16 protein-coding genes are annotated in these 21,688 nt (G+C 44.4%); 11 read left to right on the top strand and 5 right to left on the bottom strand.

Features of this window, described 5'->3' with window-relative positions:
• Positions 1–14: 14 nt before the first annotated feature.
• On the top strand, positions 15–1,520 hold the full coding sequence (locus tag BMX95_RS20795; protein WP_081203747.1) for an outer membrane protein assembly factor BamB family protein: 1,506 nt from the start codon (positions 15–17) through the stop codon (positions 1,518–1,520).
• A 65-nt stretch (positions 1,521–1,585) separates the two neighbouring features.
• On the opposite strand, the gene BMX95_RS20790 is transcribed toward BMX95_RS20795, so the two are convergent.
• On the bottom strand, positions 1,586–2,047 hold the full coding sequence (locus BMX95_RS20790; RefSeq protein WP_207631715.1) for a response regulator: 462 nt from the start codon (positions 2,045–2,047) through the stop codon (positions 1,586–1,588).
• 140 nt (positions 2,048–2,187) lie between these two features.
• Here BMX95_RS20790 and BMX95_RS20785 point away from each other — a divergent pair, with 140 nt between their 5' ends.
• The 6 genes from BMX95_RS20785 to BMX95_RS20760 all read left to right on the top strand — a co-directional run bounded on the left by BMX95_RS20785 (position 2,188) and on the right by BMX95_RS20760 (position 10,572).
• Positions 2,188–4,131 (top strand): PAS domain-containing sensor histidine kinase, encoded by a 1,944-nt coding sequence (locus BMX95_RS20785; protein ID WP_081203749.1) that lies wholly within the window; start codon positions 2,188–2,190, stop codon positions 4,129–4,131.
• A 182-nt stretch (positions 4,132–4,313) separates the two neighbouring features.
• Positions 4,314–5,486, top strand: coding sequence for an ergothioneine biosynthesis protein EgtB (gene egtB, locus BMX95_RS20780; protein WP_081203750.1), 1,173 nt, complete (start codon positions 4,314–4,316; stop codon positions 5,484–5,486).
• Between the two features lie 144 nt (positions 5,487–5,630).
• Positions 5,631–6,635: an L-histidine N(alpha)-methyltransferase gene (locus BMX95_RS20775; RefSeq protein ID WP_081203751.1), complete on the top strand. Its 1,005-nt coding sequence runs from the start codon at positions 5,631–5,633 to the stop codon at positions 6,633–6,635.
• A gap of 16 nt (positions 6,636–6,651) precedes the next feature.
• Positions 6,652–8,037, top strand: a complete 1,386-nt coding sequence (locus BMX95_RS20770) for a mercuric reductase (protein ID WP_081203752.1) — start codon at positions 6,652–6,654, stop codon at positions 8,035–8,037.
• Complete coding sequence (locus BMX95_RS20765) at positions 8,030–9,007, top strand: ABC transporter ATP-binding protein (RefSeq protein WP_242673237.1); 978 nt, start codon at positions 8,030–8,032, stop codon at positions 9,005–9,007. Before BMX95_RS20770 ends, BMX95_RS20765 begins: the two co-directional genes overlap by 8 nt.
• On the top strand, positions 9,007–10,572 hold the full coding sequence (locus BMX95_RS20760) for an ABC transporter permease/substrate-binding protein (protein WP_081203753.1): 1,566 nt from the start codon (positions 9,007–9,009) through the stop codon (positions 10,570–10,572). Before BMX95_RS20765 ends, BMX95_RS20760 begins: the two co-directional genes overlap by 1 nt.
• Here the strand turns inward: BMX95_RS20760 and BMX95_RS20755 are convergent.
• Positions 10,554–12,110, bottom strand: a complete 1,557-nt coding sequence (locus BMX95_RS20755) for an MFS transporter (protein ID WP_081203754.1) — start codon at positions 12,108–12,110, stop codon at positions 10,554–10,556. The two genes, BMX95_RS20760 and BMX95_RS20755, sit on opposite strands and share 19 nt — an antisense overlap.
• A gap of 116 nt (positions 12,111–12,226) precedes the next feature.
• Here BMX95_RS20755 and BMX95_RS20750 point away from each other — a divergent pair, with 116 nt between their 5' ends.
• Positions 12,227–13,306, top strand: coding sequence for an acyltransferase family protein (locus BMX95_RS20750; RefSeq protein ID WP_081203755.1), 1,080 nt, complete (start codon positions 12,227–12,229; stop codon positions 13,304–13,306).
• On the opposite strand, the gene BMX95_RS20745 is transcribed toward BMX95_RS20750, so the two are convergent.
• Both BMX95_RS20745 and BMX95_RS34575 read right to left on the bottom strand, forming a co-directional pair.
• Positions 13,303–14,892, bottom strand: a complete 1,590-nt coding sequence (locus BMX95_RS20745; RefSeq protein WP_081203756.1) for a GMC family oxidoreductase — start codon at positions 14,890–14,892, stop codon at positions 13,303–13,305. The genes BMX95_RS20750 and BMX95_RS20745 overlap by 4 nt on opposite strands.
• Before the next feature lie 266 nt (positions 14,893–15,158).
• On the bottom strand, positions 15,159–15,362 hold the full coding sequence (locus BMX95_RS34575) for a hypothetical protein (RefSeq protein ID WP_133054051.1): 204 nt from the start codon (positions 15,360–15,362) through the stop codon (positions 15,159–15,161).
• Positions 15,363–15,470: 108 nt separating this feature from the next.
• Here BMX95_RS34575 and BMX95_RS20740 point away from each other — a divergent pair, with 108 nt between their 5' ends.
• The 3 genes from BMX95_RS20740 to BMX95_RS20730 all read left to right on the top strand — a co-directional run bounded on the left by BMX95_RS20740 (position 15,471) and on the right by BMX95_RS20730 (position 21,126).
• On the top strand, positions 15,471–19,136 hold the full coding sequence (locus BMX95_RS20740) for a hypothetical protein (protein ID WP_133054052.1): 3,666 nt from the start codon (positions 15,471–15,473) through the stop codon (positions 19,134–19,136).
• Positions 19,137–19,290: 154 nt separating this feature from the next.
• The gene (locus BMX95_RS20735) at positions 19,291–20,127 is read left to right on the top strand and encodes an SDR family NAD(P)-dependent oxidoreductase (RefSeq protein ID WP_081203758.1); all 837 of its coding nucleotides are present in this window, start codon (positions 19,291–19,293) and stop codon (positions 20,125–20,127) included.
• Between the two features lie 96 nt (positions 20,128–20,223).
• Positions 20,224–21,126: a helix-turn-helix domain-containing protein gene (locus tag BMX95_RS20730; protein ID WP_081203759.1), complete on the top strand. Its 903-nt coding sequence runs from the start codon at positions 20,224–20,226 to the stop codon at positions 21,124–21,126.
• On the opposite strand, the gene BMX95_RS20725 is transcribed toward BMX95_RS20730, so the two are convergent.
• Complete coding sequence (locus BMX95_RS20725; RefSeq protein WP_081203760.1) at positions 21,123–21,608, bottom strand: YqhA family protein; 486 nt, start codon at positions 21,606–21,608, stop codon at positions 21,123–21,125. The genes BMX95_RS20730 and BMX95_RS20725 overlap by 4 nt on opposite strands.
• Positions 21,609–21,688 lie beyond the last annotated feature (80 nt).

The raw sequence follows: 21,688 nt of genomic DNA, 5'->3' as shown, positions 1-21,688 counted from the left end.
GTTATCTTCGTTTCATGAAGCTCCCATTACCCATCGCCGTAATTGTTGTTTTAAGCTGTTTTCTGGCCTGCTCCAAATCAAAAAATGATCAAAATGATCAAAATGGTCAGTCAGGTAATTTTACTTCCTTTACTGTAAAAGTGCTGGAAAGAAACCCGGAAACAGCGCTCCTGCAATGGGATACCGCGTTTTATAAAGTAAACAGTAAACCGGTTCTATACAGGGTGATCCTGGAGAATACGATCGTGGCAGACAGTTTATACAAACTGACCACCACCATTTACAATCTGCAAAAGAATAAAACCTATAAAGGAAAGGTGGTTGCCTATACAGACGCCCGTGATACCACCTTTGCGGAATTCAATATAGACAGCTACGAAGGTTTCCTGTATGCCTATACAGGAGGTGCTACCAGTTCCCTCACCCCGCTGTTTGGCTGCTACAACACTTATCCGGTTACGAAAGCAATAACCCCTCAGCCATACATCTGGCGTATTTCTGCCGGGGAAATGCAATCGCCAACCCTTTCGGGCGATACGGTGTTTTTGGTATCAGACAGAAAGTTACTGGCAGTCAATGCCACCACCGGAAACAGTATCTGGCAAAGCACTGCCAGTTATAGCTTATTAACTTCCGCTACCTATGCTGCGGGCAGATTGTATGCCTGTGATCTTAACGGGTTGCTGGTTTGTTTTAACAGCAGCAATGGCCAGGTGCTTTGGACTTATAAAAGCGCCACCACGTATGTTAAATTCGATGCGATACCGGTTGTGGATAATAACAAGGTTTTTGTATCCTTTATTGACAATGGTGCCATCGATGCGGTAGATGCCACCAGCGGGCAAAATATCTGGACTGCTACCAATAAGTATTCAATAGGCTGCAAAAGAGTACTGGCTACCCAGGGAGTGGTGGTCTTTAACTCAGGGGCGAACGGCCAGGTTACTGCACTGGATGAAAATACAGGCAATATAAAGTGGACTAAAAATGGACTTGCAACAGGCGATAACCGGTTCAATCCTGTTACCGTTGACGACAAAGTATTGGTAAACTCGGGTGGGGGCGCCTTATATGCCCTGAACCTGCAAACCGGCACCCAGGCCTGGATCCATTATAACTTCACTCCCCTGTCAGATTGTGTTGCCGGCAACGGGATGATCTACTTTTGCAAGGACAGTACAACCTATCCGGGTAGTGGTACCACAGGAGACGAGAGCTATATAAAATGTATAAGCGCTAAAGATGGTCATGAAGTATGGAGACATGGCGGTGGTAAATATTTGGAAGTTTACTCAGGCCTTGTTTTTGGGAAAGATAAAGTATACGCCAGGTATCAAAGTGGCCCGGCTGAACCGGAAACCATTATAGCTTACAATGCCACCACCGGTGTACTGGACACTGCATTTTACTTTAACACCCCCATTTCACGTACTTACCCTTATGGCCTAAAAGCCTTCTGTTTAAAAAGGGATGGGGTGGTCTACTATCCTGGCTCGCATGGGAATTACAGATCGTATTGACCGGCCGCTCCCAAAAACGACAAATCAATAATTGTACCTCCCAAAGGGAATGTGGAAAGATATCATCATACCTCAGCCACAAGAGGTTTGAAATACGGGATTGTTTTATTGTGCTTAATGGCTTCGGGAAGCCCAGCCCCCAAATTGTTGCATACAAAATGTAAGATGGCCTGTAACCCTTCAAACTCCAGGGGTTTTACGCAATAGCCAATGGCACCGGCGGTATGGGCTGCGATAATATCCTTTTCGTGGGAAGAAGTTGAATATATAAGGACGGGTATATTTTTAAATGGCTCATATTTTTTGAATTGAGCTAAAAACTCCCAACCGTTCATACCCGGCATATTGATATCCAGAAAAATGAGCTGCGGTAACTGTGGCATTTTATTAAGCAATCCCATTGCATCCTGTCCACTTTCAGCAGTTACACAGTGTATGTTGTTTTTTTCCAGTTTGGCAGCCCGCGAAAACAGGTATCTGTCATCCACATCGTCGTCAATAAGTAGTATAATTTTTTCTTCACTCACAACATTGATCGTTTAGGCAATGAGCGCCGTTTGTTAGAGATAAAGACAAGAATTATACCTCATCCTGTCAATCGTGAGTGTGGCATATACATTGACGCTTTACTGTTGAGATCATTTCGACCAATTAAAAATGATTAGAGGTGTCAGACGAGGTGAATACCGATATTACCGAACAGCGCAAATATGAGGAAGCGCTTAAAAAGAGCGAAGAGCAATTGCGCCTGGCTATGGAAGGGGGTGATTTGGGCTATTATGATTATAATCCGGTATCGGGCGAATTGATCTGGTCGGCCCGGGCAAAAGAAATGTTTGGCCTGCCACCGGATGCCCCGGTAGATTACAACATTTTTTTAACCGGCTTACATCCTGACGACAGGGAACGCAGCCATCAATTGATCCAAAAGGCGCTTCAAAATGAAAATGGCGGCCGGTATGAAAACGAATACCGGATTATTAATAATACTGATGGCCGCCGCATAAGGTGGCTTCGCACCAGGGGACTGGCATTTTTCGATGAACACGGAAAGCCATACCGGCTTGCCGGGGTTACCCTGGATATTACCAAGCAAAAAGAAGCAGAAGAGGCTTTACAAAGAAGTGAAAGCACGTTGCGCAACCTGGTGCTGCAGGCCCCGGTAGCCATGTGCATTGGAAGGGGGCCTTCTTTTATTGTTGAAGTAGCCAATGACCACATGCTTAAACTTTGGGGAAAACCCGCCGAAGAAATAATGGGCCGCCCGATAGTGGAAGCACTGACAGAAGCGGGTGTACAAAAGAAAAAGGCAATTGAACAGGTATATGCCACAGGAAAACGGTTCACCGCCAGTGAAATGCCGCTGCCACTTCCCCGTAACGGCAAACTGGAAACTGTATATGTGAACTTCGTATATGAACCGATCAAAGACAGCGATGGCGCCATCACTAAAATTGTAGCCGTGGCCACCGATGTTACAGACCAGGTACTGGCCAGAAAAAAGATTGAAGAAAGTCATAAAGAGTTTCAGTTTTTAATGGACTTTATGCCGCAGATCATATGGGTAACCTCGCCCGACGGCTATATTACCTATTATAATAAAAAATGGTACGATTATACAGGCCTTACGTTTGAACAATCAAAAGGGAATGGATGGACTAAGGTTTTTCATCCCGATGACCAGATACAGGCCTGGAAAAAATGGTGGCACAGTTTAACAACAGGAGAACCCTATGAAATTGAATACCGCTGCCGCCGGTTCGATGGCCAATACCGTTGGTTCCTCGGCAGGGCTTTACCGCTAAGAGATGACAAAGGCACGATTGTAAAATGGTTCGGGACCAGCACCGACATCCATGACCAGAAAAAATTTTCGGAAATACTGGAAAACCAGGTGGAAGAAAGAACCAGGGAATTGCAACGCAGCAATGAAGACCTGCAGCAATTTGCACACGTAGCTTCCCATGACCTTAAAGAACCGGTACGTAAAATAAAAACCTTTATAAGTAATGTACAGCAGGAATTTGGTGTGCACCTGGATGAAGCATGCAGGTTTTACCTCAGCCGGGTGCAGGTGGCCGCCAACCGCATGCTTTTGATGATCGACGGAGTTCTTACGTATTCCACGATCAGTGCGCTGGAAGAACTCTACGAACCGGTAGACCTGAACGGGGTTATAAGGAATGTTGAGTCTGATCTGGAAGTAGGCATTCAACAAAAACAGGCAACTATTCATTATACCCATTTGCCCGTATTGGAAGGCGCCCCGCTTATGCTGCACCAGGTTTTTTATAACCTCATCAGTAACTCCCTCAAGTTTGCCCGCATTGATGCAGCGCCCGTCATAAACATCACTTCAGCAATTATTGAGCAAAAAGGAAAACCCTTTGCACGCATTGTGCTGGAAGATAACGGCATTGGGTTTGAACAAAAATATGCCGAAAAGATCTTTGGCACTTTTACCCGCCTGCATTCAAAAGATAAATACGAAGGCGCCGGCCTCGGATTATCACTCTGCAAAAAAATAATAGAACGACATGGAGGTTCTATTACGGCACAACCCGCACAATCAGGAGCGATCTTTGTGATAGAATTGCCCATAAAGGCATAGTATTTTTATAAGCACTTTACATACCCGGTAACCAAGTTGTAATCTCGTGAAAATGAAATAAGTGATGGGATCATAATGTTGCCTGTAAACTGGTAACTTTAAATTAATTGGTGGGTTGTTAAGTGTCTTTATATAAACACCTTACCTTTAGTAAGGATTTATTCATAAGAAAAACGGCAGGGATGAAGCAGGCAATCACCATAGACGATACGATACTACACTTTCAGCATGTTCGAAAAACCAGTGAACAGATCTGCAGTTTGCTACAAACGGAAGATTATGTTGTTCAACCGGTGGCGGAGGTTAGTCCGCCCAAGTGGCACCTTGGCCATACCACCTGGTTCTTCGAGACCTTTCTTTTAAAGGTATATGCTCCCCATTACAAAGAATTTGATCCCACCTATAATTACGTTTTCAACAGCTATTATGAATCTATTGGTGCCAGGGTGATCCGCACAGACCGGGGCAACCTCAGCCGGCCCACCGTGCAGGATATCTACCGCTACCGCCGGTATGTTGATGAAGCCATGGTTACCTTTATGCAGGAGAACGCTTCCAATGCGAAGATCATCGATCTGATCATCCTCGGCGTTAATCATGAACAACAGCACCAGGAATTGCTATATACAGACATTAAATATATTCTGGGGCACAACCCGCTGTTACCTGCCTACCAAACTGATTATCCCCGTAACCTGTCAACATCCGAAAAAGAAGAGATGATCGTGGTGAAAGAAGGCATTTATGAGATCGGGTACCGGGGTGACGGGTTCTGCTGGGACAATGAATTAGGCCGGCACAAAGTTTACCTGGCTCAATTTGAGATCAGCAGTATGCTGGTGACCAATGGCCAGTACCTGGAATTTATGGAAGATGGCGGTTATCAAAACTTCAATCACTGGCATGCAGAGGGTTGGGACTGGATAAAACAACAACACCTGGTTTCACCGCTCTACTGGCATTATATAGATGGCCAATGGATGCATTATACCTTCCGGGGATTGGAACCGGTGCATACAGATACACCCGTTTGCCATGTAAGCTATTTTGAAGCCTATGCTTTCGCTGCCTGGAAGGGCATGCGGCTACCCACTGAATTTGAATGGGAGGTAGCTTCCCCCAATTTTGACTGGGGGCTGCGGTGGGAGTGGACAGAAAGCGCTTACCTGCCTTATCCGCACTTTTCAAAAGCACCCGGCGCCCTGGGGGAATACAATGGAAAATTTATGGTGAACCAGCATGTATTGCGGGGCGCATCGGAGGTTACCCCAATCGGGCATAGCCGAAATACGTATCGTAACTTTTTTCAAACAAACCAACGCTGGCAGTTTACAGGCATCCGGCTCGCCCGGTGAAAGGCATCCGCCAGCAGGCGGAAGCAAGCAATACACTCCTGCGCGGCAACGCAACTTTAAACCCAAAGGCATTATCAATAACATTACCATTACCGCCCCTGACTGTTACCGACCGAGTAAACCAAACAGTTAAATCTCATGAACATGATTAGAACCAACCAAAGTAACAGTACCGTAGCACGAGGTACTGAAAACAACAACACAATCTTTTGCAGGGATGTAGTGGACGGATTGCGGGCAGACATGAAGCACCTGCAGTCGAAATATTTTTATGATGCCATGGGCGACCGTTTATTCCAGCGGATCATGAACAGCCCGGAGTATTATCTTTTCAACTGCGAGCTCGAGATCTTCAGTACACGTACCGCCGACCTGGCATCATTACTATTACAACCGGGCGGAAGTTTTGACCTGATAGAATTGGGGCCCGGTGATTGCACCAAATCCGGTTACCTGTTACAACACCTGGTTAAAGCAAACGCAGACTTTACTTATGTGCCCATCGATATCTCCACAAGTATTATTCAGTACCTGGAAACGCAATTGCCACAACGCATTCCCGGCATAAAAATATCCAGCCTGGAAGGAGAGTACAGCGAGATGCTGGCAAAGGCCGCGACCATCAGCCGCAACCGGAAAGTGATCCTGTTCCTGGGTTCCAACCTCGGTAATATGACGCCTGAACAAGCCCTTGCATTCAGCCGGAATATCCGCAGTCATTTACAAAAAGGCGACCTGGCGCTTATAGGGCTGGATCTCAAAAAAGATCCCAATACCGTGCTGGCTGCGTACAACGATAAGGAAGGAATTACCCGTCAGTTTAATTTAAACCTGCTGAAACGGATCAACCGGGAATTAAAAGCCAATTTCGATATATCGAAATTTGAGCATTATCCAACCTATGATCCGGCAACAGGTTCCTGTAAAAGTTACCTGGTAAGTCAGGAAGAGCAGTCGGTTTGTTTTATTGCCGGCAATAACCTGGAAGTGATCAATTTCAAAAAAGGGGAACCGATCTATATGGAACTGTCGCAGAAATATACAACAGATGAAATTGGCCGCATGGCGCAACAGGCAGGGTTCAGTACAGCCGGTTTCTTTTATGACAGCAAAGGCTGGTTTGTAGACGCGTGCTGGAAAGCAATTTGATAAAAAAACATATTATATGCAACAATTTGATGCAATTTTGATCGGATCAGGGCAAGCCGCTACGCCATTGGCCACGCAGCTTGCCCACAAAGGACGCAAGGTGGTTTTGATAGAGCAAACCTATATTGCCGGCACCTGTATCAATTGGGGTTGCACGCCTACAAAAACAATGGTGGCCTCCGCAAAAAATATCTACCAGGCTAAGCGGAGCAAGGAATACGGCTTCACTACCGGTGCCATAACGGTTGACCTTCCTGCCATCATAGCACGTAAAGAAAAAGTGGTGACCACCTTCCGCGCCGGCAGCGAGAACCGGTTGAAAAAAGAAAGCAATATAAAAGTGGTTTATGGCGTGGCATCCTTTACAGGGAACAAAGTGGTTCAGGTAAAAACAACCAGCGGTGCTGTTGAAGAATATACAGCTGAACATATTTTTATCAATACAGGGGCCGCCACCACCATTCCTGCAATCAAGGGGTTAGACTCGGTACCATACCTCACGTCTACCACCATTATGGAACTGCAGGAAATTCCCGAACACCTGATCATTATCGGCGCGGGTTATGTGGCGCTGGAGTTTGGACAAATGTTCCTTCGCTTTGGCAGTAAAGTAACCATTGTACAACGATCGCAACGGTTCCTCCCTAAAGAAGACCCCGATATAGCCGATGAAATGAAAAAGATCCTGGAGGAAGACGGCATCACATTTAAACTGGATGCAAATCCACAAAGTGTACAGCTCTCAGGCAGTAAAAAAATAATCCTGACGGTTACTGCCGATGGAAAAAACACAGACCTGGAAGGCTCGCATTTATTAATTGCCGCGGGCCGGTCGCCCAATACCCGGTCTTTACATCTCGATAAGACCGGTGTTGAGACCGATGAGAAAGAATTTATAAAAGTAAATGACCGGCTGGAGACCAATGTATCAGGCATTTATGCCCTCGGCGATGTAAAACCGGGCCCGGCCTTTACCCATATTTCCTATAACGATTACCTGGTGGTAACAAAGAACCTGTTGGAAAATGGCAATGTGAGTATAAAAGGCCGGTTTGTCCCATACTGTGTTTTCACCGATCCCGAACTGGCGAGGGTGGGTATTACCGAAGAAGAAGCCCGGAGTAAAGGAATACCGGTTAAAATAGCTAAATTACCGATGGCATATGTTGCGCGTGGGGTTGAAATGGGTGAAACCAGGGGCGTTATGAAAGCGGTAGTCGATGCCGGCACAAAACAGATCCTTGGCGTATCCATTATTGGGTTTGGCGCGGGCGAGCTGATGTCGCTTTTGCAAATAGCCATGTTGGGAAAGGTTACCAGCGATCAGTTAAAAGACAATATTTTTGCGCATCCAACCTGGTCTGAATCTATTAATAACTTATTTATGAACCTGGATGAGTAACACAGTGGTAAGTCTGCAGCAGGTTACAAAGGTTTTTGAAAACCGGCCGGCAGTAAACAACATTTCTTTTACTGTTTCAGCAGGGGAAACCTTCATTCTTTTAGGCACCAGCGGCTGCGGCAAAACTACTACCCTTAAAATGATCAACCGGCTTACAGAGGCCACGGAGGGAACGATACTGGTAAATGGTAAAAATATACTTGAACAGCCAGCAACAATATTACGAAGAAATATCGGGTACGTGGTGCAACACAACACCCTTTTCCCGCATTACTCCGTAGCAGAAAACATTGCGGTAGTACCCAACCTGCTTTTATGGGATAAGGAAAAAACAAATGCCCGCATTAATAAACTGATCGACAAACTACACCTTTCGCCCAATCTCCTCGGCGTTTATCCCGGTCAGTTAAGCGGGGGGGAAGCGCAACGCGTAAATCTTGCCCGGGCGCTGGTGGCCGATCCGCCCATTCTGTTGATGGATGAACCATTTGGCGCACTGGATACCATTACCCGCAGCGCTATTCGAAAAGAGTTTGCCCAACTCGATGAATTGAAAAGAAAAACCATTGTAATGGTTACCCATGATGTGCAGGAAGCTTTTGAAATGGGTAGCCGGATCTGTTTAATGGATAAAGGCCGCATTATGCAAACAGGCAAACCGGCGGAATTGCTTTTTCACCCCGCCAATGATTTTGTGCGGGATTTCTTTTCCGAATCCTGGCTGCAACTCTGTTTTATGGTGCTGAAACTGACAGACGTGTGGCCCTTTTTACTGAATGAACCGGCATCCGAATATGCTAATTATGAAGAAGTATCACCAGCAATCACTTTATCCAAAGCCATGCAGCTGACAAAAGAGAAAAATGAGAAAAAGACCCTGCTGGTTGTAAACGACAATACCACCGATAAAAAAACAATAACGGGGGAAGGCATCCTATACGCCTTCAGTGAATACCAACGCAACCAGTAATGGGAGAAACACAAACTTTCTGGAGTTTTATACAGGAACAGGCAGGGAAACTGCTTGAACAAACCCTGCAACACATCGGGCTTACCTTTATTTCTCTATTGATCGCTATCTTAATTGGAGTTCCGCTCGGGATCCTGATCTCACGCAGGACCAAACTGGCAGGTACTGTACTCGGCATTGCCGGTGTTATGCAAACCATTCCAAGCATTGCCCTGCTGGGTTTTATGATCCCATTATTTGGGATTGGCCCAAAGCCGGCCATCGTAGCGTTGTTTCTGTATGCCCTGCTGCCCATCATCCGCAATACCTACACCGGCATTATTAATGTAGACAAACACATAAAAGAAGCGGCAACCGGCCTGGGCATGAGCGACAGACAAACGTTGTTTAAAGTGGAAATGCCGTTGGCCATGCCCGTAATACTGGCAGGCATTCGAATAGCTACGGTGATCAACGTCGGGGTAGCCACCCTGGCAGCTTATATTGCAGCTGGTGGTCTGGGCGAATTTATCTTTGGCGGCATCTCGTTAAACAATACAAACATGATTTTGGCCGGCGCCATTCCTGCGGCGCTGCTGGCCCTGCTGTTCGATTTTCTATTATCCCGGTTACAGCATACCACTTTAAAAAAAGGACGGGTAGTCTTTGTAATGCTTCCGCTAATATTGCTGTTGTCTGCTTTTTATGTGCTGCCTTCATTAGGCGCAAGCGGTTTGTTGGCCGGTTTTACCCCCGAGTTTATGGGCCGGCAGGATGGTTACCTGGGTTTGAAAAAAACATACGGTCTCCATATGCGTATTGTAGTGATCAGCGATGCGGTTATGTACAAAGCTGCGCAGGAAAAACACCTGGATGTGATCAGCGGCTACGGTACCGATGGCCGCATCAAAGCATTCGACCTGGTTACCCTTACTGACGATAAAAAAATATTCCCGCCTTATTATTGCGCTCCCATCGTACGGAAACAAACATTAGAACAATACCCCGAGTTGAAGAATATTTTAGAGTTGCTGACCGGGCGGATCAATGACTCGGTGATGACGGCCCTGAATTACAAAGCAGATTACCTGCACCTGCCTCCCGAACAGATAGCCCGCGATTTTTTAACCGCACAGGGATTATATAAGCCCCCTCGTAATGGAAAAAAAGCTACGATACGGATCGGGTCAAAGATCTTTGCAGAACAATATATCCTGGCCAGTATGTACACCCAGTTGATAAAAGGGTACAGCGATCTCGATGTACAAACGAAAACAGGACTGGGCGGTACAAAAATATGTTTCGATGCTATGACAAATGATCAGATAGATCTGTATCCTGAATATACCGGCACGGGTTTACTGGTGATCCTGCAACCGGCTGCCAATAAGATCGACAGCCTGAACCAGGACAAAGACGCCGTGTATGATTTTGTGCAAAAAGAATTTCAGCAGCGGTACCAGATCAGCTGGCTGCAACCAATAGGGTTCAACAATACCTACGCATTAATGATGCGTAAAGAACAAACAAATGCGTTGAACATCCACTCCATAACCGATCTGGTTCATTATGTAGATACGAATTGATCCTTCTCTTTTTTTACAGTATTGTTCTTTATAAAAACAACCGTCATGATGGCGGCGAAAAAACTTAGTCCTGCACAGATGCGCATAATGTTCGCATAAGCGGTGATGAAACTTTCGTGATAGCTTTCCTGAATAAAGGCTGCTTCCTTTGCCAATGCCGGTGGAGTAGTGGCATTTCCTAAATTAGAGGCCTGCGCCATCACCATCGCTTTTTTATTTTCATCGAGGGTACTGTTGTTTATCTGATGCTGTAGGGCATTGGAAAAAAACAGGATGGCCAGGGCGCCAAAAACAGCATTGGCGAACAGGCCCGATATTCTCGTCATGGCATTGTTGATACCGGAGGCAACACCCGCATGGTGATCACTGACAGCTGTCATTACCGTGGTGGTAAGGGGCGCTACCGTTATCGACATCCCAAACCCCAGCACCGCTACCCCGGGCAGAAAAGTAGAAAAGTATTCATGGGCGCCGTTTGTTTGATGAACGCCCGACAATAATAACTGGCCAATACCCGTGATGACCGGGCCTGCGATCAGAAAAAAACGCGCACCGTATTTATCAGATAAACTGCCGGCAAAACCTGAGATAAACACCATCAGAATAGTAAAAGGTAAAAAAGTTAACCCGGCTTCAAATTGAGAATAGCCCTGTACCTGGATAAAATTCAGGGAAAGAAAAAGCATACTGGCGCCCAGTCCGGCATACAGGAAAAAAGTCAACAGGTTGGCGCCACTAAACACCCGGCTGGAAAATAGGTTAAGTGGCATCATGGGATGCTTGCCCTTGCGTTCAATCACGATATATAGAAAAAGAAAGAACAGGCCAATGATCAGCGCCAGATAAACGCCGGTATTGTGTAACCCTTTTTCCGGTATTCTTAAAAACCCGAACGTGAGCAGGGCCAATGATAATACCAACGTACCGGCACCCCAAAGATCGAGTTTTTCATCACCTGCTTCCCGGCTTTCACTCACCTTAAAGAATAACATGACCAACGAGATAATACCCAATGGAATATTGATAAAAAAGAAATAGCGCCAAAGCCCTGCATCGGCCAATGCACCACCGAGTATAGGGCCACCCATGGTACAAACGGTGGTAAATGCCGACCAGATACCAATTGCTTTGCCCCGTTGTTTGGGTTCAATGGAAGAAGAGATCATAGACAGGCTGCCCGGGATCATCATAGCACCGCCAATTCCCTGCAATATGCGGAAACAAACCAACTGGATAACAGTACCCGCAAAACCACAACAGGCAGAACCAATGATAAAAATAAAGATGCCCGTCATGAAGATTTTTTTTCGTCCCAGCTTGTCGCCCAATGCGCCGCCGATTAAAATAAAAGACCCCACCATTAATAAATAGCCATTCAATACCCAGAAAAGATTAGTAGCATTTGCATGGAGGCTTTCCTGCAGAGAAGGCAACACTACATTAAGGCCTGTAGCATCGATAAATGCCATGGCGGTAGCCAATATGGTAGAGACCAGCAGCCAACGGCCTGCCGCACTGTTCAACGCAACCGTCTTCATGATGCAGTGGTAATTTGATTGAAGTGTAAGTTAAATCATTTAGGTCCAAAATTGGCTTTTACAAAACGTACTAATCGTTATTTTTACAAAATCCTAAAGACAAACTTATTACAATAATGCCCGAAACGAAACCGCTGCCTTCGACCCTGATAAACAAGCCACATTTTGAAATACTGGACGGATTAAGAGGCGTTGCCGCCATTGCAGTTGTGATCTTTCATTTCATGGAAATTGCCATCACTGATCCTGAAAATAATTTTATTGCCCACGCTTACCTGGCGGTTGATTTTTTCTTTTGCCTGTCGGGTTTTGTTATAGCTTATGCCTATGACGACAAAATGGACAACATGGGTATCGCTACCTTCCTTAAGCGAAGATTGATCCGCCTGCATCCACTGGTGATCACAGGCTCGGTACTCGGGCTGCTGACGTTTCTGTTCGATCCCATCAGTGACCTGCATCAAACGTATGCCAATAAAATATGGCTGTTATTTATCTGCTCCTGCTTCATGATCCCATTTCCCATAGTGAAAGAACGTTATCTAAATCTTTTTCACCTGAACCCGCCAACCTGGTCATTGTTCTGGGAATACATCGCTAATATCTTTTACGCTATAATCCTGGTGAGGCTGCCCAGGAAAATACTGCTGGTATTAACGGTACTGGCTGCTGGTGCACTGGTGTATGAATCCTATCAATCAACACATTTAAGCGTGGGGTGGGGTGGAGATAATATCACGGGTGGAGGCATCAGAGTAAGCTTTTCGTTCCTGGCCGGGATGCTGATCTACCGTTTCCGGTGGATCATTCAATCAAAGCTGGGTTTTGTTTCATTAGGGGTATTGTTATTGCCTGCGTTTTTGTTTCCCTTTTCTAACACCTACAGTTGGCTGGCAGACCCGCTTATTGTTATCTTATATTTCCCCTTACTGATCATGCTGGGCGCTGGCGCAACAACGCATAAAACGACACAGGCTATTTGCCGCTTTTCAGGCAAGATCTCTTACCCCCTCTATATGGTGCACTATCCTTTTATCTGGATCTTTTTTAGTTATGTAGAAAAGTATAAACCGGCGCTACCGGAAATGATCGGGATAATGATTATCGGTACTGCCTTGTTGTTATTATTTGCGTTTGTGGTTTTGAAGTATGTAGATGAACCGGTGCGGAAGTGGTTATCTGGCCGGCCATCTTAATAAAAATCACTTTTAATCAAATCAACGGCGTATTCACCAATCATCATACAGGTGGCATTGGTATTTGCATTGATCAGGGTAGGCATTACAGAGGCATCTGCAATGCGTAGCCCTTTTATACCGTGTACTGTTAAGTCTGGTTTTACAACCGCCATTTTATCACCCCCCATTTTACAGGTGCCAACCGGATGATATAAGGTTGAGGCGTTTTGCCGGATGTGTTCTTCTATTTGGTTGTCTGAAGACAGACGTTGTCCTTCATCACTTCGGACTTTGGTAAATGCTTTCGTAAAAGCCAGTTCCCGGGTTAATTTGTACCCTTCTATTAATACTTTTAAATCCATATCCTTTTGCAGATAGTTTGCCTTTATTACCGGCGCCTGAGCTGGATCGCTGGAACGAAGTGTTATACTACCTGTGCTTTTAGGGGTGGCTACAACCGGGGTAAACCTGTAAAAAGAAGTTTTGTTATCAAGAGACTCATGATGAAATAAAAATTGTAAATCGGGTGGTTCGCTGGCCCCGGCATATTTTGTGCGGGTAAATAATCCGGCACATGCCGGTAACGGTAAATTACCATGCGATAAGGTAGACTTATAATCAAGTCCAACCCCAATATGATCCTGCAGGTTCTGGCCAACACCAGGAAGGTCTGCTGTTACTTTTATTTTGAATGACTGTAATTGTTCTGCTGCACCAATGCCGGAAAGCATAAGTATTTTTGGTGATTCTATAGCGCCTGCACAAAGTACTATCTCACTGGTATTATGGGCCTGCTGCAGCTTTCCATTTTTCAGGTATTCAACACCGCTTGCACGGTTACCCGTAAACAACAACCGGGAAACCTGGGCGAAGGTTTCTATCGTAAGATTTGGCCGGGTTAATACAGGGTCAAGATAAGCGGTGGCCGAACTTTGACGTTTGCCATTCTTCGTATTTAACTGATACAAACCGGCCCCATTTTCCTGATGAGCGCCATTAAAATCCCAGTCAGGACCTTTGTAACCCAACTCCATGGCGGCTTCGATAAACGACGTACAACTTCCTTCCGAACATGTTTTTCCTGTAATATGTATTGGTCCGGATGAACCATGGAAAGCAGCGCCGCCGTTTGAAAGGCTTTCCAGTTTGATGAAATAAGGCAATACATTTTTAAAACTCCAGGCATAATTTCCGGCACTTGCCCATTGATCATAACTTAAAGAATGACCCCGAACATAGATCATGGAATTGATAGAACTACTGCCTCCTAATACTTTACCTCTTGGCCAGTTGATCTGCCGTTTGTTCAGAAAGGGTTCTTCTTCCGTTATATATTTCCAATCTACCTCAGACCCCAACAATAAAGGGTACCTGCTGGCATCATGTATATCCCGCTTTGAATCCGGACCACCGGCTTCCAGCAACAATACATTTACAGCAGGATCTTCTGTAAGCCGGTTGGCTAATACGCAACCGCTTGAACCGGCGCCGATGATGATAAAATCAAACTGTTTATCTTCTCCTTTTTTTAATAATGCATTGGGAGAAATGGCAAATCCCAAACCGATCGCTGCGGTAGACTTCAGAAATGTACGTCTTTGCATAACTATTTATTACTTACTGAAAATTTCTACAGAGGAAACTTTTTACATTCTCTTTCTTCGAAATTGTCTTTAGGCAAGTCTTAAATACACAATAAACAATCCAAACAGGATCCTTGCTTTTTTTACACTACCACCTCAAATGAATAACAGGATTTATAGACATGCGTTGGCGTTACGCATTAATGGGAATTTGTAACTGTTCAGTAGGTTAAATTGACTAACGTTAATGAGGCTGCAATAGTACACCTTATAATCATATTCTGATATTACGTTAACATTACCAATGTTTCAGCTGCAATAAAATCACCGGCCATTATTCTTCCCGTATAGAATACATAAAACTTACAAAAGCGAGTACCGCCGAGGCGGTAGCTGCAAAAATGAAGGAGAGTGGTGGTGGCAGTATAGTGAACATCGATCAGTTCCGTATCGTCCGTTTCCTGGTAGTTGGCTCCGAAAGTCTGTATCACCCGGGCAATCATTTACAAAAGTATATTATCAATTCGAAGTGCCTGATTTTTACTGATTTCGGGAAGCAAGTGTTTAATATCTTTGCAACACTTCCTTCAACAGGGCCCATGAATAAAAAAGTGTTCAAAAAAGCCAGTATTGCATCGCTTGTTATGGCGATGGTAATCGTGCTGTCCCTGATCTTTATAGTAAAATACCGGATCAAATCTATTATACAGGAAGTGGTTCGCCAGGAAACAAAAGGCTTTTATGAACTTGATTTTTCTAAAATAACCATAGATTTTTTTAATGGCATGGTAAAACTAAATGCCGTTGATCTTAAACCTGCCAGTATCGATACCAGTAAAAAGAACTACCAGCTAACCGTTGGCCATCTCTACTTTTCCCTTGCTTCCTGGAACCAGCTGCTCTTTCACCGGAAATTATTCGTTGACAGCCTACGGATAAACGATCCGGATATTACCATTTTTCAACGCCTGGTGCAGAAAAATAAAAATGGGTTGGCACCTATTCAGGAAATCTTCAGGTCGCTGGAAGATATAAGTGAAATTTTTAAACTGCACGTGCTGGAGATCAACCGGGGTCGTATCGAGGTCCATACAAAAACGAATGCCCTGCCATTGGTGATCAAAAATATCAATTTCCGTGTTGAGAATTTTGGGCAGAAGCAAAAAGAAAATAACCACCTCCGCTATGCCGACAATGTAACGCTCAATATAGGCAAACAGTATTGGTCGTTCCCCACCGGTCAAACCATTCAATTAGGAAGTTTATATTTTTCCGGTAAAGACCAGATGTTCCAGGTAGATTCCTGCGCTATCACAACGGCGCCCAACAGCAGGGGACAACGCACAGCTCTATATGCAGAGAAATTCTTATTCCGGATAGATGAAATTGTTTCCCTCTTTGATAAAAATGAACTCAATCTCGATACGCTTTATTGTAAATCGCCGGTGCTGTCAGTTGCCATTCCTGCCGGCACAAAAGATACTGATACGGTCAGCGACCTGAATGAATCAATACATCAGTTGCCGGTCAACATCAATATTAAATTTATAAATATTGAAAATGGACAAATCAAACTAACTTCTTCAGACAATAAGCGAACGTATACCGGTAAAAAAACAAATTTAAAAATATACAGGTTGAACGTTGGGCATAACCCGGACCCTGTGATCCGTGCCGGCAAGATCGATCTAAATCTCCATGAGATCAGTTTTGCAACCCGCGACAGCCTTTACCTGTTAACCGTTAACGAATTCAGATTTGATAGCAATAACCTGGTTTGCAGCAATGCCTTTCTAAAACCTTCGTTAAAAGCAAAAGGCTATTTAAAGGGTATAAATCTTCCTGCCTTTACACTTATTGATATAAGCCTGAATGACCTGTTGGAAAAACGATTGAAGGCGCTGGTAGCCGTGATAGATAAACCGCAGTTTTTCTTTTCGTCAAGGGTAGGAAAAAAGAAAGCCATTGAATATGGGATTCCTGTCGGTAAGTTTTACAGCACGTTAAAAGGCCTGGCGCAACTGATCGATGTGCACTGGTTAACGATCAAAGACGGGACACTGGACTATACCCCCCGTGGTTCCCCATCGCCTGAGTTATCCCTCAAAAATATCGATGTAGAAATAAACCTGGAAGGGATGCTGAACAGTTCTTCCCTTCAGGAAACCAGGCAAACCATTCAATCGTTGCGTATAGGTTCCATCAACCTGGTAAAGGACAAAATAAGTGCCGGTTTGAATAATTTTTTCATTAACGGCAGCCGGGAGATAGGGACCCTGGGATCGCTTGTTGTTCAGTTGTCGGCTGGTATACGGTTCAATGCGGCCAATTTATACTGGCAGGGGTTCTCCTGGGAAGATTTTGTCAGGAATAAAAGTATACACATCGACACCCTGAATATCCCGTCGCTTGGCTTTTGGGCACGCTCAACACAAGGTGGCCCCCTGAATAAGACAGGGGGGTTACATCCATTAGCCATTAATAAATTGAATATTGGACAAGCACTGATCGATATAAAAACCGTAACTAACGCGGAAATAAAGGCAACGGCAAGCCACGTAGCACTGGATCAGTTACATACTGCCGGTAACTTTTTCTACTGGCAAAAACTGAGCGCCCGGGCAGACAGTATTTTTTTTAAAGATGATAAAAGACAACTGGCCATTCAACAATTGCATGTGCAAACGCAGGGGGAATCACTTATCCGGCATTTCGAATACTCGGATGGTATGAATCGGGTGAAAGTCCCTCAAACAAAATTTCAGCTGCAGGCAAACAACTCTGACCGGAAACAATGGATGTTCCCTTTTTTATCGGTATATCAACCGGAAATAACCATTAAAAGTTCAAAGGAGGATAAAACGCCGGCTACCCCAATCAACGAACGCAGTTTTAATTTCTTTCCAATAGGCAAACTGGATATTTTCGATGGCAGCCTCCATTATACAAAAACCGGCACCCGGTTAAACCTGTTTACACGTTTCAATGCACACATTCTTTCAGCACGCGTAGAGAAAAGCAGCCATGCGCTTGTAACCGACAGGTTTTCTTTACAGGTAGATTCATTGGCGATAGATAAACCGATGCAACATGGCTCTATAGCCATCAGGAACCTGTGTGGCGGCATAACAGATTACCCGCTGATATTTTACCCTGGAACAGAGAATACGCATCTTAAAAGCCTTATAAACAACGTGCATGTAACAGATGGGCAGCTTTCTTATACGGACAGCGCTGTTATTGCATCGGTTTCAAAAATCACCGGCAATGGAAACGAGGGTACCCTTTCTTTCCGGAATGTTACCATCAATCCCCAAAAATCATTGGAAACCTTTCTTAAAACATCGATCTGGCAAAAAGATTACCTCACGTTCCATTGCGATGGTATTAGTTTACAGCAAATAAATAACCACGCATTTATAAATGATTCCGCGCTGGCCATCGGGCATGTTTATTTGCAAAACCCACACCTCTCCACTTATCGAAACAAGAATATCGCTTTTCAGCATGGCATTGAAAAATTAATGCCTACAAAACTGATAGCCAATATGAAGGTCCCGGTACGGATAGATTCGGTTCAAATTACAGGAGGGGCTATCGATGTACATGAAGTGTCGGCCATTACCAAAAGAAAAAGCATTTTACCTATAAGTGGGTTGAATGGCACCCTTACTAACCTGGTCAGCCGGCCCAATGAACAGGACAGCCTGATACTGGAAGCCTCAGCCCGCGTTTTGGATTATAAACTCCGCACAGTTAGGTATGCAGAATCCTACCAGGATTCATTATCGGGGTTTAACATGCAGTATGGCATATCGCCTATGCAATTGAAACACCTGACCCAGGTGACCGATCCTGCTACTGCCATTGCTGTTATACGCGGACAGTCAGATACCCTGTATGCAAACCTGTCGGGTAATAAGTATGCGTCATCCGGACAAATGAATTTTTATTACCGCGATCTGAAGGTGCGCTTATTGGACAAAGAAGATTCTCTGAAGAAAAGCTTATTGCTTTCATTGGAAACGCTGTTGGCAAACGGACTGATCAAATCAAAAAATCAAAAACCGGCGCGGATGTTTTTTATCAGGGACAGGGAAAAGTTCGTATTCAATTATTGGGTAAAAACACTTTTCAGTGGATTTGTTACCAGTGCAGGCGTGAAAAGCAATAAGAAATATAAAAAGATGTACAAAGAGGCGGATGAAAAATATTCGCTGCCACTTTTCACGCCTGATCTTCTTCTTCTTCACACGGAACGGTAGGCCAATTTACTAACAGTCCTGGCCGAACTTATCACAGATGCGCACTTTATAACAAAATCGGGGAATCTGCGTTTGGGATACAACTATCGCTCGTTCAGCTACTTTAAGGTTCCCACAGTCAGGGAAATTTGTGTTGAAATAAAAAGCACAAATTATGAGCAACAAAGTATGGTTTGTAACCGGCGCCTCCAAAGGAATGGGACTGGCCCTTGTTAAACAACTTTTAAATTCGGGACATAAAGTAGCAGCCACATCGAGAAATGTGGATGAACTGGTAAAACAGGCAGGTGGGCTGAACAATAACTTGCTTCCCCTGCAGGTAAATATTGGCAGTGACAGGGAGGTAAAAGACGCTCTGTTACGAACCATTATAACATTTGGCCAATTAGATGTGGTAGTGAACAATGCCGGCTATGCCATATATGGCAGCATGGAAGAACTTTCTGACCAGGAATTCAGGGATTCAGTAGAGATCAATCTTTTTGCAATGGCCAATGTGATCCGTAATGCCATGCCTTATCTGCGGCAACAGAGAAGTGGGCATATCTTCAACTTTTCATCAATAGCCGGTTACAGGGGTTATGGCTCTGCCGGCGCATACGATGCAGTTAAGTTTGCTGTAGTTGGATTATCGGAAGCATTGGCAGAAGAAGCGAAACCGTTTGGTGTAAACGTTACGGTGGTAGCTCCGGGGTTCTTCAGGACTTCTTTTCTCGACAAAGGTTCCATGAAGATGGCTGCCCACAGGATTGAAGGATACAATACCGCTGGTATCGAAAATTGGATGAAAGAAATGGACGGCAAACAATCGGGTGACCCACAAAAGCTCGCCAAACTGCTGGTAGACATTACCGCTGAAATAAATCCACCTGTACATCTTTTTGCCGGCCCGGATGCATACCAGATCAGAAAGGAAAAAGCAACAACTGATTTGAACAACCTGGAAGTATGGAAACACCTAACCCTCTCTACCGATTTTGATAATCAATAAACAGAGATCTCCGCTCATAAGCGGAGATTTTTCAATTATATAACCGGAAAGTGAAAATATTTTAACTTTATAACGGCACCTTTCCCCACAATTATTATGAAACCACATTTATTTGATTCCATATCAGCCTTTCTTCGTACACTGGATTTGCAAAAGCCCTTGCACCCGCTGGTAAATGTGATAGAACGGGTGCAACTGGAGGATGTCATCGATAAGTTGCCGCATAGCTTTCTTTTTAATTTTTACATTATATCATTTAAAGCCGACCCACCAGGAAAAATAAAATACGGCCAGCAATATTATGATTTTGAAGAAGGCACGATGATCTTTGTAGCGCCTGGCCAGGTAACTTCTATTGAAGATGAATTGCGGAACACCGGTTATTCTTTGCTTTTGCATCCTGATTTTTTGAACAGCTATCCGCTTGGGAAAACAATCAAAAAGTTTGGCTTCTTTTCTTATTCGGTAAACGAGGCCCTGCATCTTTCCGAAAAAGAACAGGCAATCATTGTCAATATCTTCCGGAATATAAGCGATGAGTTAAAAGAAAATATTGATGATTTCACACATGATCTTATCGTTGCCCAAATAGAGTTGTTGCTTACCTACAGTAATCGTTTTTACAAGCGTCAGTTTATTACCCGCAGCAGTGTAGTCAGCAATGACCTGTTGCAAAATTTTGAACGGCTGTTGAATGAATATTTCGATACCAATTCAGCGCTTCGAAAAGGTTTGCCATCGGTACAATATTTTGCCAAACAACTTCATTATTCGCCCAGGTATTTGAGTGATATGTTGAGATCGCTGACGGGGCTGGCGGCCAGCCAACATATCCAGAACAAGATCATTGAAAAAGCCAAGGAAATTTTATCTGTCAGTGATCTATCGGTAGCAGAAACAGCTTATCAGCTCGGCTTTGAGCATCCACAGTCATTTAATAAACTGTTTAAGCGAAAAACAAACCTGTCGCCGCTGGAATTCCGGCAATCATTCAGCTAATGACTGCCTTCTCCCTTCTTAAGAAAGAACAAACTCAATGCAATGATCAGGATGCCGGCCGGAATTATTAGCGAATAAACATCTGTTGGTACTCCATTGATCTTACTTTCTACCAGGCTGGCAAGCCAATGTACCACCAGTGTAGTTAAGATAGCTTCCCACAAAATAACTTTCAGTTGGGTAAAATTCTTTACATGCAACCAGGCGGGCAACTGCACCTTTAATGGCGTTTCATCGGTCTCGAATAAAATGAAAAACCCAAGTGCCAGTACAAAGAACACGATGGCCACCAGAAAGAAGTCAACCGCATGTAAAAGGCCGATGGCCATCAGGGAAGTGGTGTGTTCGGCATTGTCTGCCAGGTGAACAAAAACCAGGAATAAGTTATATATAGCTATGCCGGTTAAAACAATACCGGAAATAAATACCAGCCACGCAATGATTGCAATGATAATTTTTAGAGCTCCTGTGATCGCTTTCATGATCGGTTTTTAAGGCCCGCAATATTTCCTAAAAATACGATACCCCTATCGGCCATTAATAATTCAGCAGGATGTTAACC

The sequence above is a fragment of the Niastella yeongjuensis genome, from assembly GCF_900110245.1.
GTDB classification, from domain to species: Bacteria; Bacteroidota; Bacteroidia; order Chitinophagales; family Chitinophagaceae; genus Niastella; species Niastella yeongjuensis.
Note: the sequence above shows the minus strand (reverse complement) of the source record. Positions and strands in the feature narration are given on the sequence as shown.